The following is an 18,366-nucleotide window of genomic DNA, read 5'->3' as shown; positions in this document are numbered from 1 at the left end:
CCTCTCGAAGTGAGAGGTTTTGTTATTTTACAATCTGGGATGTTACAGTAACAAAGTTAATGGACTTTCCAGATATGTTTTTAAAGTCTGTAAGAACTGAGCTCCGGTAGCACCGTCTACCACTCTGTGGTCGCATGCTAATGAAAGCTTCATGATATTTCCTACTACGATCTGACCCTCCTTAACAATCGGTTTTTCAATGATGGCTCCTACTGAAAGGATCGCAGAGTTCGGCTGGTTGATGATACTTGTAAATGTTTCGATTCCGAACATACCCAGATTTGAAACTGAGAATGTAGAACCTTCCATTTCATTCGCTTTAAGGCCTTTATTTTTAGCTCTTGTAGCCATATCTTTTACCGCTGCAGAAATCTGAGTGTAGTTCATCTGATCTGTATTTTTAAGTACAGGAACTACTAATCCATCAGGAATAGCTACTGCTACACCCACATTGATATTTCCTCTGTGGATCACCTTATCTCCTGCCCAGCTTGAATTCACCTGCGGATGTTTTCTTAAAGCAACAGCAGTCGCCTTAATGATCATATCATTGAAAGAGATTTTAGTGTCTGGTAAAGAATTGATTTCTTTTCTGGCCTCAATCGCTTTATCCATATTAATCTCCACCATCAGATAATAGTGAGGAGCAGAGAATTTACTCTCAGCAAGACGTTTTGCAATAATATTTCTTACCTGAGAGTTTGGCGTTTCGGTGTCTTCACCCTGAACAAAGCTCAATGCAACCTGAGCTGCTGCCGGAGCAGAAACAGAAGGCTGAGCCTGTGCCTGGGAAGGCTGATAGTTTTCAATATCTTTTTTAACGATTCTTCCGTTTTCTCCTGACCCATTAACGCTGTTGATATCAACACCTTTGTCCTGAGCCATTTTTTTAGCTAATGGAGAAATTGCTACTCTATCTGAAGAAGAAGAACTTACAGCTGGTGCTGCCTTTTCTTCTGCTTTAGCTTCAGTTTTCTGTTCAGCAGGTTTTTCAGTGGACTGAGCTGCTGCTTTTGGAGCACCTACCGCAGAAACGTCTGTTCCTTCCGGTCCGATAATCGCCAATACTGAATCTACCGGAGCTGCACCACCTTCTTCTACACCCTGCTTCAATAGGACTCCATTGAATTCAGATTCAAAGTCCTGAACTGCTTTATCTGTTTCGATTTCAGCAAGAAGATCACCTTCTTTTACGGTATCGCCTACATTTTTATGCCATTTCGCTACCTTACCTTCTGTCATAGTATCAGAAAGTCTCGGCATTGTAATAATTTCTACGCCTGCAGGAACTTCTGCAGTAGTTTGTTCTACACTGGTAGCCTTATTCTCTGTTTTCGATTCTTCTTCAGATTTTTTTTCTTCAGAACCACCTGCAGCAGGAGCAGCAGCTCCACCGGTTAATCCTGAAATATCTTCCCCTTCATTTCCGATAATCGCTAAAACAGAGTCTACAGCAGCAGCAGATCCTTCGTCTACACCAATGTATAAAAGAGTTCCGTTTATTTCAGATTCGAAATCCTGAACAGCTTTATCTGTCTCAATTTCGGCTAAAATATCTCCTTCTTTTACTTTATCTCCTACGTTTTTATGCCATTTCGCCACTTTACCTTCCGTCATAGTGTCGGAAAGGCGGGGCATCGTAATTACTTCTGCCATAATTTATTGTATTAATTTGTTAATGTGATGATGTGATGATAAGAACAGTGAATATTGAATTAACACATCATCTATCATCTGATCAGCAAATTATTTTAGTTTTCTAATTTATCTAAGAATGGGTAATTTTCCTGAGCATACACGTATTCATAGATTTTGTCTGTGTCCGGATATGGAGAGTTTTCCATGAATTCGATGCACTCATCCACATAATCTCTTGATTTGTTGTCTACCGCTTCCAATTCAGCTTCTGTAGCCCATCCGTTTTCCAAAATTCTATGTTTTACAAGTTCCATAGGATCATTATTCTTATGAATAGCTACTTCTTCCTTGCTTCTGTAAGGTTCAGCATCAGACATAGAGTGTCCTCTGTAACGGTATGTTCTGGCTTCAATGAAAGTAGGCCCATCTCCTCTTCTTGCTCTTTCAATCGCTTCGTAAGCAGCTTCCGCTACTTTCTCCGGATCCATTGCATCTACTGCAAGACAAGGCATTTCATAGCCTAATCCTAATTTATAGATATCTTCATGGTTGGCTGTTCTTTTCACAGAAGTTCCCATTGCATACTGGTTGTTTTCAACAACAAATACGACAGGAAGTTTCCAGTTCATCGCCATATTGAATGTTTCGTGAAGCGATCCCTGTCTTGCTGCTCCGTCTCCGAAGAAACAGATGTTTACCGCTTTTCTGTCAAAATACTTATCTGCAAAAGCAATTCCAGCTCCCAAAGGAATCTGTCCTCCTACGATACCGTGTCCACCATAGAAACGGTGTTCTTTGCTGAAAATGTGCATAGAACCACCCATACCTCCGGACGTTCCGGTAGCTTTACCGCAAAGTTCAGCCATGATTCTCTTAGGATCTACTCCCATCGCCATTGGATGGATGTGGCATCTGTAAGCAGTAATCATACTATCCTTCGTTAAATCCATTGCATGCGTGAAGCCGGCAGGGATAGCCTCCTGACCGTTATACAAATGTAAAAAACCTCTGATCTTTTGTTTTAGATAAAGAGAACGGCATTTGTCTTCAAACCTTCTCCACATTGTCATATCTTCATACCACTTCAGGTATACCTCTTTAGAAAATTCTTTCATGTGCTAGCTCTTGCTTTTTTATGATGAATATTTGAGCAAAATTATAAAAAAAACTTTGTTTTTATCGTATACATACTAATTGTTTTTTTGCTTATAGTGTTATATTTGAATTTTAAACTTGAACATGGAAGAAAAACAGCCTTTACTGGTACATAAAATTTCAAAAATTATCTCAGATTTTTTTAATCCACTTGTTTCTTTATTTATTTTCTTCATTTATATGAGTGTAAGGGAATATTCACTGAAAGACTCTATTCTTTACTTTGCTCCTCTATTTTTAATAATCATTGCTCCGGTAGTCATCTGGCTGGTATGGAACGTAAAGACCGGAAGATACACCAATATGGATGTCTCTGACCGTGTTCAACGGAAGACTTTATATATCTTTATTGCCGCCTGTGTCATCGTTTATCTGATTTTCAGCTATTTCAGAAACGGATCTATAGATCTTGTAATGCTTTTTATTCTTATTTTAATTTTCACGATGCAGATCAGTAATTTTTTTATTAAAAGTTCGATGCATACAGCCTTTAATGTATTTGTTGCCGCCTTGTTTTTCACACTGAACTGGAAAGCCGGATTGATATGGCTGGGAATTGCTGCTTTAGTGGGAATTACAAGAATTATTTTAAAAAGACATACCGTAAAGGAAGTATTTATGGGCGCCGGAATAGCATTTTTGGTATCTTTTATCTATCTTTATTGCAATATACAATTTCAACATTAAGAATTCTATGAAAATAAATCATCTTACCGCTGCTGAGGAAAATTTTATGAAGCTGTTTTGGAAGCTTGAATCTTTTTATCTTAAAGACATCATGGAGCAGCATCCTGAACCGAAGCCGCATCAGAATACCGTTTCTACTTACCTGAAAATTTTAGTGGAAAAGGGATATATCACCACTCAAAAAGAAGGTAGAATCTTTAAATATACCGTAGTCGTTCCTTCTGAGGAATACAGAAAATTTCTACTGAAAGAGCTTTCCCATAATTTTTTCAATAATTCAGGGAAGGAGATTCTTGACTTTTTATATAACGAGAAATTAATATCCCAGAACGATCTGAAAAATTACTTTGATCTTAAAATAGAGATTGTTCCTGCAAAAATTGAAGAACCTAAATTTGAGTATGCAGAAGAGGTCTTAAATCCTAAAAAAATCAAAAAAGTAAAATCAAAGGACAAGGATAAAGACAAGAAGAAAAAGAAGAAAAAAGACTAAACATAAAACACACAGGTCATGAAAACAAAATTCCAGGAAATAGCCGGAAAAGCGCAGGATGTCATCCTTCGCTATCCGATGGTTTTATTAATGGGAGTACTCTCCTCTATCGGAGCGATCCGTATATTGGATAGTAAATATGACCATGACTTTTTATTCATCCATGCCAAATTTACCATTTGCTGCTGCCTGGGGATTTCTTTGATGTTCGCTTTAAAAATCCTTTCACAAAGGATTGGAAAAAGATTGTTGCTGGAAATATTGGGAACAGCATTCCTGATTGGCTTTTATTTCATCTTACCTGCAAAAGAGAAAGACTTCACGGAAGTCCATGGCTTCATCATTGCCATTACCCTTCTGCTGTCCCATTTACTGGTTTCTTTTGCTGCCTTTTTGGAAAAGGATAAACAACTCAATTTCTGGCAGTACAATAAAAATCTTTTCATCAACATCTTTCTTACTGCCGTGTTCACCGGCGTACTTACCGGTGGTGTAGAGCTTGCTATTCTGGCCGTTGATAAATTATTTGATTTTAACTTTAGTGATGATCTGTACGCTGATATATTTTATGTCTTAGCCATTTTCGGAAGCAGTTTTATCTTTCTCCTGTTCAATGAGACAGGTCTGAGCTATCTTGAAAAAGAGGGTGCCTATCCGGTAATATTAAAGTTTTTCACCCAGTTTGTACTCATCCCGCTGCTTTTCATTTATTTGGTGATCCTTTATATTTATTCATTTAAAATAGTCATTAACTGGGAACTTCCCAGAGGTTGGGTTTCCTATCTGGTACTCGCCTACAGCATTGTGGGAATCCTTGCCCTGCTTCTTGTATATCCGCTTAAAGAAGAAAAGGCAAAATCATGGGTCAAAATATTTTCAAAACTGTTTTACTATACTATAATTCCTTTAATTGTCCTGTTATTTACGGCCATATTTACGAGGATCTTAGAGTATGGTTATACAGAACCCAGATACTTTGTGTTGCTATTGGCTTTATGGTTGCTGGCTGTGGTCATTTATTTTGTATTGAATAAAAAAGCAAGCATAAAATTCATTCCGATAAGCTTATTTGCGTTTGGAGTTTTCTCATTGATCTTTCCTTATTTAAATGCATTCAGTGTAGCGAAAAGAAGTCAGCAAAATCAATTAATCATGCTACTGGACAAGAATAAACTTTTGCTAAACAAAAAAATAGACTTTCAAAAGAAAATATCTGATACTTTAGTTGATGAAATTTCCAATAAATTTGAATTCCTGGCTGAAAGAAAACAAAAGGATTTTTTACTGAATCTTGTTGACGGTAAAACCCATGATCTTTTAGCAGGAGACTTCGAGCAGCCACGTTCTTCAATGATTAATAATACCCTGAGAAATGGATTTACCCTCGTAGATAAGACTTCAAACGAATCTGATTATGAACGTCTGATATTAAAATCCCAAACGAAGGTAGCCTCAATTAAAGGGTACGAATACTTAATTAATTTCAACAGTTATGATCAGGAGTTAAGAACTATTAATGGAGATACATTCCAGATAGACAACCAGACGGAAATCAATAATAAAGGGACCATAAAAGTTATCCTTAATTCAAAAGAAGCAGTAGATTTTAGTTCAGCAATGAATAAACTGTTCGAAAACAACACAGGCACCACACAAACCGTACAATTGAAAGAGATCTCTATGGAAAGTGACCTGGGAAAATACCATATCAAAATAGTTTTTTCAAACATTTCAAGAGATAGGGCACCCTATAGTAAACAATCCAATATCGTCTATGATGATGCAGTTCTGCTAATCAAAGAGAAATAAATCAAAGGCTGTTTCCACCACTTATGAAAATATTCTTTTTAACATCCCTTCTCTGATCCTTTAGAGAAAAGCTGTAAAGACAAAAACACCTATACATCCACTTCCTAGATGTTTAAACAAATTACTCTGAATACTATCAATAAAAAAGTCCCTTTCTAAAATAGGCTGCAAAACAACGTATTTTAAAAAGAGACAAAATAATGTATAAAAAAAGCGGCTAAAAAAGCCGCCTTATATTTTTACCAACGATTTCCGCCACCGTTACCACCACGGCTGTTTCCACCTCCGTAGCCGCTACCGCCGCCTCTATTGTTGTTTCCTCCGTAACCACCTCCTCTGTTGTTGTCAAAGCTTCTTCTTGGCTTTTCTTCTCTTGGCTTAGCTTCAGATACGTTTAACTCTTTTCCGTTAAATTCTTTCTGATTAAGAGCTTCGATAGCTTGCTTTCCTTCTTCATCTCCCATTTCTACAAAACCGAAACCTCTAGAACGGCCAGTTTCTCTGTCTGTAACGATTTTAGCTGATGATACATCACCAAATTCTGCGAATAGATCGTGCAACTCATATTCTTTAGTTGCGTAATTGATGTTTGAAACAAAAATGTTCATTTTAAATAAAAATTAAAAATTAATAAAAATTTGGTATATAAAAGAAAAGCAACATAAATTAATGAACAAATATTGATTCCAAATATAAACGTATGCAAGATACAATTTAAAATTTTAAATCAAAGCTTTTTTTAAAGTATTTGCGACAGTGTCCCGAATCAACACCTTATTTTTATTGTTAAACAACAAATAAATATTGTTATTAACAAAATTTTTATTGAAATTTGTGTAAAGTTAAAGTTAGTTAACAAATAAAGAAAACGATCCAATTAAGCCTTTAGAAAGGCATTACAACGATAATTATACCACTATGCCTATTATAATAAACCTTGATGTCATGATGGCCAGGAGAAAAATGTCCCTGAACGAGCTCTCTGAGAGAATAAATTTGACCTTGTCTAATATATCCAACCTAAAAACAGGCAAAGCAAAAGCGATTCGCTTCAGTACACTTGATGCCATATGCAAAGCCCTGGACTGCCAACCCGGAGACATTCTGGAATTCCGGGAATAATGTGAAGTGAAGATATGGTCTATTCGATTTTTATATTTAAATACTCAATCTTCTTAACATAATATATATGAAGCACACCACCAATTACATCAACACCTTTATTGAGATTGCCGATGACTGCCCTGTTTCCCATGCTGAGGCACCACCAGAAAAGAAAATAAAAACATTAGCCAGTCTCCAGTATGAGCAGATCATAAAAAATCCTTACCGATATTCTTCCGATGAGATCGTGTTTACATGTTATGCAATAAAAAATGATATTTCAGCTAGTGAAAAGGAACAGGAAAGAATCCGGTTTTTCTCTAAAGGACAACCTTGCCTGCGGTCTTCTCCTTTGGCCAAACGCTATGGATTCGGGATCCATCATAATGAAGAAGGAAAAGTGGCTATTTTCCCAGCCGACAGTAAAGAATATCAAAAGTTTTTAAGTGATGACACGATAAAAAAAGTAAAAGCCATGCGCTCCAAGAAAATATGATTGAGAAAATGAATCATTCACTTTGGATCAGTACATAGTCTTTCCTTGATAAACCCGGTTTTTAACACTAAATTTGTGAAGTAAATTATTAAAACATGAACTACCATACCAGAAAATGGGTAAAGCCCGAAGATCTAAATCCTAACCATTCTCTTTTCGGAGGAAGACTTTTGCAGTGGATCGATGAGGAGGCAGCCCTTTACGCCATCATTCAGTTGGAAAACACAAAAGTGGTGACGAAATTCATTTCAGAGATCAATTTTGTAAGCTCAGCCAAACAGGGAGATATTATAGAAATAGGTATTGAAGCATCACAGTTCGGTTCGTCATCCATTACATTGAAATGCAATGTACGAAACAAAATGACCCACCAGACCATTATCACCGTAGACAAAATTGTGATGGTGAATCTGGACAATGAAGGAAACCCTGCCCCACATGGAAAAACACAGATCGAATTTGTAAAAGACAGGCTGAATCAACCATGAAAATCTTTATCAAAAACATGGTGTGCAACCGTTGCATTTCCGCAGTAGAAAAAATATTCGCTGATGCAGATGTAGCCATCCACTCTATCACGTTGGGAGAAGTAGCAACTGGAACTGATATTCCGGCTGAAAAAATTTTGGCCATAGAAAAAAATCTTCTTGAAACAGGCTTTGAAAGGATTATGGATTCTGCTCATCAGCTTGTTGATAAGATCAAAAATATAATCATTATTAAGATCAGCGAATTGGACATTGATGAAAACTTTCTTCTTTCTGAATTTTTAAGTTCAAAGATTCACAAAGACTACAGTTCTCTTTCTAAAACCTTTTCTCAGAACGAAAATATTACACTGGAACAGTTTTTTATCCTTCACAAAATTGAAAAGGTAAAAGAGCTGCTTCTTTATAATGAATTCACCCTTACCGAAATCGCTGGAAAGCTTGGCTATAAAAGCGTTCAGCACCTCTCCTCCCAATTCAGGAACATTACCGGGTTTACACCTACAGAATTCAAAAAACTAAAGGATCATCAAAGGAAAACATTGGATAGTTTTTGAGTTGAGTTAGAGTCGGAGGTTTTTAGAGTTTGAGCGCAAACGTGTTTTAAGTCGCAATATTCAATCACTACAATATAGACATCACTCTTAAAACCCCCATCTTAATATACACTCTTCTACTCTCAAACCCTAAAACTCTAATACTCTCAAACACACACTGGCAAAATTCTATAACTATTATCCTTAAATTTATAACAGTCTTATCCATTCATTTTGGACATTTGTACTATAAATTCAAGGATCATGCAAAGACAATACAATATACTCGGAATGACCTGCTCCGGATGTCAGAAAAAAATTTCTGAAAAGCTCAACAGCGTTGAAGGAGTTACGGCCGATGTCAATTTAGAAACCCATACCGCAACCATCACTTCCGATCAAGAAATCGAACTTTCAGTTTTAAATAATGCTTTAGGAGAAAAATACAAATTGGAAGACCCTAAAAAACCTGACACTGCATTTGTAAAGCCTCAGGATAGAGTTTCTCCCTCTTCAGTCTATTATTGTCCCATGGAATGCGAAGGAGACAAAGTTTATTTCAAACAGGGCGAAAGATGTCCGGACTGCAATATGTACCTTGTACCCATCGAGGAAAAACATGCTAAAGATCCCAATCATAAGCCCACCTACTCTTCTTCACATCTTCCACAAAATTTTAAAGACAGCATTGGAAAATATTACTGTCCGATGTTCTGTGAAGGGGATAAAGTATATGACGAAAAAGGTGACTGCCCGGTTTGCCATATGCATCTGGAGGAAATCACGAAAGATCTTGCAAAAAATGCTGCTTCTCACAGCCATCAGCATAGTCATTCCCACAATCATCATCATGAAGCCCCGAAAGTGACCGATGATATGGCTGGAAAATACTACTGCCCAATGTACTGCGAGGGAGATAAAACCTATGACTCCAACGTAGGATGCCCTGTCTGCGGAATGGATCTGGTAAAATACCCTGAAAAGAAAACGGCGAAATATACCTGTCCCATGCATCCGGAGATCATTCGTGATGAGCCTGGAGACTGCCCGATCTGTGGAATGGACCTTGTAAGAATGCCCGACAACGGCGATGATGAAGAGGATGAAACGTATAACATTTTAAAAAAGAAATTCTTTATTTCCCTTTCCTTCACCATTCCTGTGTTTATCCTTTCGATGGGCGGAATGTTTATCAATTTTCCATTTTCTCATCAAATACAGGGATTTATTGAGCTTGCACTTACCCTTCCGGTGATGTTTTATTCCGGGTGGTTCCTGCTGAAAAGAGGCTGGGTTTCATTCAAAACATGGAATCTAAATATGTTCAGTCTGATTGCTTTAGGTGTGGCTGCAGCATTTATATTTAGTATTGTTGCACTGGCTTTTCCGGATATCATTCCTCATGAAATCAGGGGACACAATCATGAAATCCCGCTTTATTTTGAGGCGGTCTGTGTGATTTTGACACTTGTAATATTAGGACAATTGATGGAAGCTGCTGCTCATAAAAAAACGGGAAATGCCATCAAGGAACTGATGAATCTTTCTCCTGATGAAGCCAATCTCATCGTGAATGGTGAAGAAAAAAGAGTATTGCTTTCCCAAGTGAAAATCGGAGATCAGCTGAAAGTAAAACCAGGTGAAAAAATCCCTGTTGACGGAAAGATCACAGAAGGAACCTCTCTGGTGGATGAAAGTATGATCACAGGAGAACCCGTACCCGTAGAGAAAAGTATCGATGACAGGGTTTCTTCAGGAACGATCAACGGGAATAAAGTTTTCATCATGAAAGCTGAAAAAGTAGGTGATGAAACTCTTCTTTCGCAAATCATTAAAATGGTGAATGAAGCCAGCCGAAGCAGAGCTCCCATACAGAAACTAACAGACAAGGTTTCCAAAGTTTTTGTTCCGGTAGTGATCCTTATTGCTATTCTTACCTTCGTTTTATGGCAGTTTTTCGGACCGGAAGGAAAGAGAAGTTTATTTGCTTTTGTGAATGCAGTTGCGGTGTTAATTGTTGCCTGTCCCTGTGCACTAGGCTTAGCCACACCCATGTCCCTGATGGTAGGAATCGGGAAAGGGGCCAAAAGCGGCATCCTGATCAAAAATGCAGAAGCGCTGGAACAAATGCATAAAGTGAATGTTCTGATCACTGACAAAACAGGAACTTTAACAGAAGGAAAACCCTCTGTAGAATATATTGAAACTTCAGGAAACGGAGATAAAAACGAAATTTTAAAGCTTGCTTTTTCCCTTAACCAAAACTCAGAACATCCACTGTCTAATGCGGTGATCAAAAGAGCAAAAGAAGAAAATTTGACCCCTGAAAAGGTAGATCAGTTTGAAAATATTTCAGGAAAAGGAGTTCAGGGAAACATCAGTGGAAAAACGGTGTATCTGGGAAATGAAAGTCTTCTGATTTCCAGCAACCTATCTATTCCACAGACATTAAAAGAAAAAGCTATTGAAATACAGTCAAAAGCACATACGATCTCTTATGTTGCGCAGGACAAAGCAGTATTAGGCTTCATCAGTTTTACAGATAAAATTAAAGATACTTCCAAAAAAGCGGTTCAGCGCCTGATGAGTGAAGGAATTGATGTCATCATGATGACCGGAGACAATGAACATACTGCTAAAGCGGTTGCTGATGAATTAGGAATCAAACATTATAAAGCAGGCTGCCTTCCGGAAGATAAATTGAATGAGGTTAAAAAACTTCAGCAGCAAGGAAAAATCGTAGCGATGACCGGAGACGGTATCAATGACTCCCCTGCTCTCGCCCAGTCTAATGTAGGAATTGCAATGGGAACCGGAACTGATGTGGCCATGGAAAGTGCCGAAATTACATTATTGAAAGGCGATATTTTAGGGGTCGCTAAAGCTAAATTACTAAGTGAAAAACTCCTTAAAAACATTAAAGAAAACCTGTTTTTTGCATTTATCTATAATGTGCTGGGGATTCCGGTAGCGGCAGGATTATTGTATCCTTTCTTTGGAATATTATTATCACCCATGATTGCAGCAGCAGCAATGAGTGTCAGTTCACTCTCTGTCATTCTGAATTCATTGCGTTTAAACTCTGTCAATCTGGATGCGGATATAAAATAAAAATCATGAAAAAAGAAAGTCTTTACATTGGATGCTCGGGATTTTATAATAACGACTGGAAAGGGTCGCTATATCCTGAAAATGCCCAAAGTAAAGACTTTCTTACCTTATATTCTCAGGTTTTCAATACGGTGGAGATCAATTCTACCTTTTACAGAAAACCTACCGCCAAAACACTTTTGAAATGGCATGATGAAACGCCCGATGATTTTAAATTCTTCATCAAAATTCCGAAAGCCATTTCCCATGAAAAACGTCTGAAAGAGTCTAAAGAAGACATTTCAGAATTTTGTGCGCATATTCAGACTCACTTAAAAGAAAAGCTTGCCGGGTTTCTGTATCAGTTTCCGCCATCTTTCAAAAAATCCCAGGAAAATATAGATCTGATTTTGGCCAGTCTCGATTTTAATTATCCCAACGTCATTGAATTTCGTCATGAATCCTGGTGGACAGAGGAAATTTTCAGTCTTTTAAAAGAAAATAACATTGTGTTTTCAGGAGTAAGCTTTCCGGGAAATCTTCCTGAAGATATAATCATCAATCATCCTGATATTTTGTACTACAGGCTCCACGGAAAACCTGTTCTTTATAAATCTGAGTACAGTTCAGAGTTTATAGATACTCTAGCGGAAAAAATCAAACATTCCGAAAGAAAAGCATTTATATTTTTCAATAATACCTGGGGAACTGCTGCGATTAAAAACGCACTGTATCTCAAGAAAATTTTAGAGTAAGTATTTATTTCTCTATTAAAGTATCTACATTAATAGTTCTCCTGCCGAGAACTTTTTCCATTCTTCAAAATAAATTCTTTAATAGCTTGATGTTTTTCAGACCAATGCTTCCTGAAATCTTGTGTACAGGTCAATTGGAGATATTGAGAATAACAAATAGTCATTTAAGATTCATCTAATTAAAATAATTCCCGAATATAGGAAGAATACGGAAATACCAACACAAATAGATAAAGTAAATGGAATTAACATTTATAAATGTTAAAACAAAAGAATTCAAAAACATAATCTACTGACCTGCTATTTTATTCAAAATTTGCTTTAAAATAAAGTTCTTAAAATAAAATTAAAAAGTAGAAATTTAACAGATCATGGCATATAATTTGTTAACATTTCAGCAATATTTTAACGATTTTTAACTATTTAAATCTCCATTATCTTTATGAAAAAAAAATTTGGGGAAAAGTCAGGAAACATGACTTTTCTTGGGATGACTGCATTGATGAGTGCGGCCTCAATTGTATTCAACAGCTGTAACGGCAAAACCGATGTGAAAGAATTTGAAAAAATAACCTCACAGGAACATCCCACCACACAAATGGTCCCCAAAATAGATGATGAGAGCGTAGAAACCGATAAAAGAATTATCTATCTTACTTTTGACGACGGCCCTAACCAGGGTACGGAAAATCTTCTTAAAATTTTAAATAAAAGAAACGTTTGCGCCACGGCATTTCTGGTAGGAAAACACGCCTATGGAAGCAAGAGACAGAAAGATGATCTGGAACTTTTAAAAAGCAATCCATTGATCGAACTAGCCAATCATAGTTTTACTCATGCCCACAACAAATACACAGATTTCTACAAAAGTGCTGATGCAGTAGTTCGTGATTTTGATATTGCCAAAGACAGTCTTAAGCTTCATGATAAGATAGCAAGAACTCCGGGCAGAAATATCTGGAGGCTAAACAATATTAATGTGACCGACATTAAAAGCTCTACAAACGCGGCCAATGGTCTTCAAAAAGCGGGTTACAAAGTCATCGGATGGGATCTTGAATGGAGACCTTCCCAAAAAATGACCCTGAAAGGCAGCCACGAAGCCATGATCAAAAAAGTAGACAGCATCTTCCTGAATGATCTTGAAAAAACATCCAGACACCTTGTTTTTCTTACGCATGATCAGTACCTGAGAGATGCAGATTCTATCAACGAGCTGGATATGTTTATCGAAAAGCTTCAGAAAAGCAACAAGTTTGTGTTCAGAAAAATTTCCCAGTATCCGAAGATTAATGATATTCTTAATTAATGTAACAATGTATCAGTGTAGCAATGTAGCAATGTAACAATTTAATGAGGTGTGGGATAAATTACATTAGCGCTAAACTGACAACAAACAACGGGCAAACCAGCAAAGGGCAACAGTCAGCAACTATTTTACAGATTCATTAGTTTTTTGCTTTTAAAATTCAGAAATTTGCATTCATGGATATTAAAGAAAATTATACAGCGATAAAAAACCAGCTTCCATTGGGAGTTCAGCTTGTGGCAGTTTCAAAAACCCATCCGGTTGAGGCGGTTCAGGAGGTTTATAATCTGGGACAGAAAGTCTTTGGTGAGAACAAAGTTCAGGAGCTTATGGAGAAATATCCTCTCCTGCCTGAAGATATAGAATGGCACCTGATCGGACATTTACAGACGAATAAGGTTAAATATATTGCCCCATTCATTGATACGATCCAAAGTGTAGACTCTGAAAAACTTCTGGCCGAAATCAGTAAAGAAGCGGGTAAAAACAACAGAATCATTAAAGTACTGCTTCAGGTAAAAATAGCAGCAGAGGAAACAAAATTCGGACTTGAGATTGATGAGGCGAAAGCCTTGTTTCAAAAATATATTGACGGAAAACTTTCCAATGTTGAGATAACCGGATTAATGGGAATGGCTACTTTTACTGATGATGAAGAACAGGTAAAAAGAGAATTTTTAGTTTTAAAAGGACTTTTTGATGAATTAAATCAATTAAAAACTCTTAAAACTTTATCTATGGGAATGAGTGATGATTTCCCTGCTGCCATTGAATGTGGTGCCAATTCTGTGAGGGTTGGATCTGCTATTTTTGGCAGAAGAGATTACTCAAAATAGTATATTTAGGTATGGTTTTTGCTAATAATTGAATCAAAAAATCTAAATTTGCAACTATGCAAAAAATCCTTATTGTAGAAGACGAAAAAGCAATCTCGGGAGTATTACACAGTATCCTTTCTGATGAACTTACCGAATACGAATTTGTTATCGCTGAAGATGGCCTTGAAGGCTACAAACAGATAGAAAAAGAAGATTTCGCATTGGTGATCTCTGATATCAAGATGCCTAAACTTTCAGGAACAGAGCTTTTAAAGCAAAGTATCATGTTGAAACCTGAAAGCACATTTATCATGATCTCAGGTCACGCGGATATTGATTCTGCTGTTTCCTGTTTAAGGGAAGGTGCATATGACTTTATTTCCAAACCTATCGACATCAACAGGCTGATCACAAGTGTAAAAAATGCTTTAGCGAAAGAAAGTCTTAAAAAGGAAAATAAAAATCTTCAAACTGAAAATAAGACCTTAAAGAGAAAGGTCAACAAAAAATACCAGATGATCGGTGATTCTCCTGCTTTGAAAAAAATCCAGGATATGATCGAAAAAGTAGCGGTCTCTGATGCCAGAGTTCTGATTACAGGACCAAACGGTGCAGGAAAAGAATTGGTAGCCCACGCGATTCACAACCAAAGTGAGCGTGCAAGAGGTCCAATGATTGAAGTCAACTGTGCGGCTATTCCATCTGAGCTTATTGAATCTGAGCTTTTCGGACACGTAAAGGGTTCTTTTACAGGAGCTATTAAGGATAAGCAAGGGAAATTTGAGCAAGCCAACGGAGGTACTATCTTTTTGGATGAGATCGGAGATATGAGCCTTATTGCTCAGGCTAAGGTCTTGAGAGCATTGCAGGAAAGCAAAGTTTCTCCTGTGGGAAGTGATAAAGAAATAAAAGTTGATGTAAGAGTAATTGCAGCAACGAATAAAAACATGCAGAAGGAAATTGAAGAAGGAAAGTTCAGGGAAGACCTTTACCACAGGCTTTCTGTGATTGAAATCTATGTTCCGCCATTGGATGACAGAAAAGAAGATATCAAATTATTAGTAGATCATTTTTCCGGTATGATTGCCGATGAACATGGTACTGCCGTGAAAAAATTTGATGATAAAGCGATTGACGCGCTTAAAGTTCTTTCATGGACTGGAAATATCAGAGAACTGAGAAACGTGGTGGAAAGATTAATTATTCTTGGCGGAAATTCTGTTTCCGAGGAGGATGTTGCAAGTTTTGTAAGGAAATAATTTAATTGAACATTAAATATATTATAACAATTTGCAGTAGCCCTACTGCAAATTTTTTTTTTGCCTTATTTTTAAATATTAAATTTTATATGAATCATAAACTATTATGAACTTTTTAAACAAAAACTATACGAAAGAGTGCCTGACTCTGGCTCTTCCTGTAATGCTTACGCAGGTGGGGCAGGTCTCGGTGAATTTGTTCGACAACATTATTGTCGGAAAACTTTTAGGTGCGGATGCCCTTGCTTCCGTTTCATTGGGAAATGCTGTATTTTTCTCAGTGTTTGTATTGGCTCTTGGATTCTCATTTGCAATCCCCCCATTGGTTTCAGAAGCTCAATCCAAGCAGGATCACGGAACGATTAATTCTGTATTCAGCCATGGGTTTGTCATCAATATGTCTGTAGGAATTATTTTAATGGCACTTTTACTTCTAGGGATGCCACTACTCTATCAGTCCGGGCAGCCTGCGAAGATCATTCCCAATACGGTAGACTTCCTGGGTATCATGGCAATCAGTATGATCCCGTTTATGGCATTTCAGACGCTTCGTGAAGTTTCTGAAGGTCTTTCCTATACCATAGGCGTTACCAAGGCTACAATCATTGCCAATGTCATCAATATTATCCTGAACTATGTCTTCATCAAAGGACTTTGGATCTTCCCTGAGATGGGGGTAAAAGGATCGGCTCTAGCAACACTGATCTCCAGAATATTCATGGTGGTTTTCCTTTACGTAGTATTAGTTAAAGAGAAAAAAACAAGACGTTATATCAAAGATTTTTCTTTAAAAATTCAGGTTTTCTCTAAAAGTATGTTCGATAAGATGGTGAAACTGGGTCTGCCTACCGCTTTACAGATGTTCTTTGAAGTAACTGCTTTTGCGGGAGCGGCATTTATTTGTGGACTGATCTCAGCTCATGATATTGCTTCTCACCAGATCGCGTTGAGTATGGCTTCATTTACCTTCAACCTGTGTGTAGGATTCAGTGTGGCTTCCACGGTCATGATCGGGAAAAAGCTTGGTGAGCAGAATTTTGTTGAATTAAGAAAAGTGGGGATCAACAACCTGAAAATAGCCTTTATTTTCATGTGTATTTGTGGGTTGGTCTTCATTTTGGGACGAAATATACTTCCTACTTTCTTCACTAAAAAAGAAGAAGTTGAAGTGATTATGCTGGCTTCCAAATTAATGATTATCGCTGCTTTATTTCAGCTTTCAGATGGAGTTCAGGTAACGGCCTTAGGAATGCTGAGAGGCCTTCAGGATGTGAAAATCCCATCCATCTATACATTTATCGCTTACTGGGTGATTACGATTCCTTTGGGATATTTCTTATGTGTCACTTTAGAAATGGGCGCGTTCGGAATGTGGATCGCTTTAGGATTGGGACTTACCGTTTCAGCGGTTTTCCTTGTGAAGCGATTTTTAAATATGTCTGCAAAGAGAATTAAGCAGAATTAATGGGTTGGAAGCTGGAAGAGGGAGGCTGGAAGTTACTACCAGGCTTACAACTTCATACAGTTTGCTAAAATGATGTGATAAAGAAATTTACGAGATGAATAAAGCAAAACTTTAGTTGTTCTTTAGTCCTAAAAACTTACCTCTTCCATCTTCAGGCTTCCTGACGTCATTAAAAATTTGCTAAAAAAGCTGCGCGAAGTCTTCGACTTCGCGCAGCTTTTTATATTTTTGGTCACGCTATTAAACAGAATCAATAAAAACCATGAAAAAAATACTATTCCTGCTCGCTTTGTATGCTGGTTCATTCTACCAGTCACAGACCAACAGATTTATTTATGAACTTCAGTATCGGAAAGATGCTTCTGAAGAGTACAGACAAAATCTTATGAATCTTGATATCAGTCCGAAATCTGTCAAGTTTTATGATAAAAAATTTGCAGACTATGATTCCATCAATAAAAATGCAAATGCATCTGTTTCGAGGTACAGTACAAAAACAGATCAGGTGATTGAGAGGGCACCCAATTCTTTTAAAAATAAATGGTACAGAGACTTTTTTGATTATTTCGTTGTCAGTACAAATGACGAAATGAAATGGAAATTGCTTCAGGAAACCCAGGAATACAATGGCTATAAGCTTCAAAAAGCCACCACCGATTTCGGTGGCAGAACGTGGAATGCATGGTTTTCCAATGAGGTGAACATTAAGGAAGGTCCGTATAAATTCAGAGGGCTTCCCGGCCTGATTTTCATTCTTGAAGACACGGATAAAAATTTTATCTATAAACTGATCAGCAATAAAAAACTGAACACCGAATTTGACACCAAAGAGTTTGTAGAAACCCACTACGGAAAAGCAGCCATCCCTATTTCCAACGAGAAATTCAATAAGTATGTTGAAGACATTTATGAAAATCCAACAAGAATGTTTTCGGAAAATATAAAAAACGGACAGAAAGCTACTTTTAAGAACGAAAGTATAGAATCTGTTGAAGAGCTCAACAAAAAGAAATCAATGCTTCAGAACGGCATAAAAAGCCGCTATATCTACATTGAAAAGGATAAGGAGCCTGCTTTTAAAAGTAAGTAATCTGAGTTCGGAATTAATTGAGACAGAAAGCAGAACTGCAGGACAGTTTTATTAATTTTTTATACCCTGATACCCCGAGGCAAAGTATCCGGAAAACATCCTTGTGATAAGTTTGTGAAATAGAATAAATCATTTGAAATAGTTAAAATATCTTTGAAATATTAATCATTGGAA

General features: G+C 37.1%; 17 protein-coding genes. 14 read left to right on the top strand and 3 right to left on the bottom strand.

Going from position 1 to position 18,366, the window contains the following annotated elements:
• Window positions 1-42 precede the first annotated feature (42 nt).
• Both NZD88_RS15980 and pdhA read right to left on the bottom strand, forming a co-directional pair.
• Entirely contained in the window at window positions 43-1,656 is a 1,614-nt protein-coding gene (locus tag NZD88_RS15980; RefSeq protein WP_259830448.1) for a 2-oxo acid dehydrogenase subunit E2, read from the bottom strand.
• A gap of 95 nt (window positions 1,657-1,751) precedes the next feature.
• Window positions 1,752-2,753, bottom strand: a complete 1,002-nt coding sequence (pdhA, locus tag NZD88_RS15975; protein WP_259830447.1) for a pyruvate dehydrogenase (acetyl-transferring) E1 component subunit alpha — start codon at window positions 2,751-2,753, stop codon at window positions 1,752-1,754.
• A 124-nt stretch (window positions 2,754-2,877) separates the two neighbouring features.
• On the opposite strand from pdhA, the gene NZD88_RS15970 reads away from it, so the two are divergent.
• The 3 genes from NZD88_RS15970 to NZD88_RS15960 are packed head-to-tail and all read left to right on the top strand — an operon-like array spanning window position 2,878 to window position 5,782.
• Window positions 2,878-3,480, top strand: coding sequence for a phosphatase PAP2 family protein (locus NZD88_RS15970; RefSeq protein WP_259830445.1), 603 nt, complete (start codon window positions 2,878-2,880; stop codon window positions 3,478-3,480).
• Between the two features lie 7 nt (window positions 3,481-3,487).
• Window positions 3,488-3,973: a BlaI/MecI/CopY family transcriptional regulator gene (locus NZD88_RS15965; RefSeq protein ID WP_259830443.1), complete on the top strand. Its 486-nt coding sequence runs from the start codon at window positions 3,488-3,490 to the stop codon at window positions 3,971-3,973.
• A gap of 18 nt (window positions 3,974-3,991) precedes the next feature.
• Window positions 3,992-5,782, top strand: coding sequence for a DUF4153 domain-containing protein (locus tag NZD88_RS15960; RefSeq protein WP_259830442.1), 1,791 nt, complete (start codon window positions 3,992-3,994; stop codon window positions 5,780-5,782).
• A gap of 239 nt (window positions 5,783-6,021) precedes the next feature.
• Here the strand turns inward: NZD88_RS15960 and NZD88_RS15955 are convergent, their stop codons facing one another.
• Window positions 6,022-6,390, bottom strand: coding sequence for an RNA recognition motif domain-containing protein (locus tag NZD88_RS15955; protein WP_076510160.1), 369 nt, complete (start codon window positions 6,388-6,390; stop codon window positions 6,022-6,024).
• Between the two features lie 310 nt (window positions 6,391-6,700).
• On the opposite strand from NZD88_RS15955, the gene NZD88_RS15950 reads away from it, so the two are divergent.
• The 11 genes from NZD88_RS15950 to NZD88_RS15900 all read left to right on the top strand — a co-directional run bounded on the left by NZD88_RS15950 (window position 6,701) and on the right by NZD88_RS15900 (window position 18,192).
• The gene (locus NZD88_RS15950) at window positions 6,701-6,904 is read left to right on the top strand and encodes a helix-turn-helix domain-containing protein (RefSeq protein ID WP_047453408.1); all 204 of its coding nucleotides are present in this window, start codon (window positions 6,701-6,703) and stop codon (window positions 6,902-6,904) included.
• A 67-nt stretch (window positions 6,905-6,971) separates the two neighbouring features.
• Window positions 6,972-7,382, top strand: coding sequence for a DUF6157 family protein (locus NZD88_RS15945; RefSeq protein ID WP_259830441.1), 411 nt, complete (start codon window positions 6,972-6,974; stop codon window positions 7,380-7,382).
• Window positions 7,383-7,477: 95 nt separating this feature from the next.
• Window positions 7,478-7,870: an acyl-CoA thioesterase gene (locus NZD88_RS15940; protein WP_169234234.1), complete on the top strand. Its 393-nt coding sequence runs from the start codon at window positions 7,478-7,480 to the stop codon at window positions 7,868-7,870.
• On the top strand, window positions 7,867-8,427 hold the full coding sequence (locus NZD88_RS15935) for a helix-turn-helix domain-containing protein (RefSeq protein ID WP_259830440.1): 561 nt from the start codon (window positions 7,867-7,869) through the stop codon (window positions 8,425-8,427). Before NZD88_RS15940 ends, NZD88_RS15935 begins: the two co-directional genes overlap by 4 nt.
• Before the next feature lie 243 nt (window positions 8,428-8,670).
• On the top strand, window positions 8,671-11,517 hold the full coding sequence (locus NZD88_RS15930; RefSeq protein WP_259830439.1) for a heavy metal translocating P-type ATPase: 2,847 nt from the start codon (window positions 8,671-8,673) through the stop codon (window positions 11,515-11,517).
• 5 nt (window positions 11,518-11,522) lie between these two features.
• On the top strand, window positions 11,523-12,251 hold the full coding sequence (locus tag NZD88_RS15925) for a DUF72 domain-containing protein (RefSeq protein WP_259830437.1): 729 nt from the start codon (window positions 11,523-11,525) through the stop codon (window positions 12,249-12,251).
• A gap of 442 nt (window positions 12,252-12,693) precedes the next feature.
• Window positions 12,694-13,560: a polysaccharide deacetylase family protein gene (locus NZD88_RS15920; protein ID WP_259830435.1), complete on the top strand. Its 867-nt coding sequence runs from the start codon at window positions 12,694-12,696 to the stop codon at window positions 13,558-13,560.
• A gap of 176 nt (window positions 13,561-13,736) precedes the next feature.
• A complete protein-coding gene (locus NZD88_RS15915) occupies window positions 13,737-14,396 on the top strand; it encodes a YggS family pyridoxal phosphate-dependent enzyme (RefSeq protein WP_259830434.1) in 660 nt (219 codons plus the stop codon).
• A 56-nt stretch (window positions 14,397-14,452) separates the two neighbouring features.
• A complete protein-coding gene (locus tag NZD88_RS15910) occupies window positions 14,453-15,637 on the top strand; it encodes a sigma-54-dependent transcriptional regulator (protein WP_169234227.1) in 1,185 nt (394 codons plus the stop codon).
• Window positions 15,638-15,743: 106 nt separating this feature from the next.
• A complete protein-coding gene (locus NZD88_RS15905; protein ID WP_259830433.1) occupies window positions 15,744-17,102 on the top strand; it encodes an MATE family efflux transporter in 1,359 nt (452 codons plus the stop codon).
• Between the two features lie 262 nt (window positions 17,103-17,364).
• Window positions 17,365-18,192, top strand: a complete 828-nt coding sequence (locus tag NZD88_RS15900) for a GLPGLI family protein (protein WP_259830432.1) — start codon at window positions 17,365-17,367, stop codon at window positions 18,190-18,192.
• Window positions 18,193-18,366: the final 174 nt, after the last annotated feature.

The sequence above is a fragment of the Chryseobacterium pyrolae genome (assembly GCF_025153485.1).
Classification (GTDB): Bacteria; Bacteroidota; Bacteroidia; order Flavobacteriales; family Weeksellaceae; genus Chryseobacterium; species Chryseobacterium antibioticum.
The sequence above is the reverse complement of the archived record's forward strand: the minus strand, read 5'-3'. Positions and strand labels throughout refer to the sequence as shown.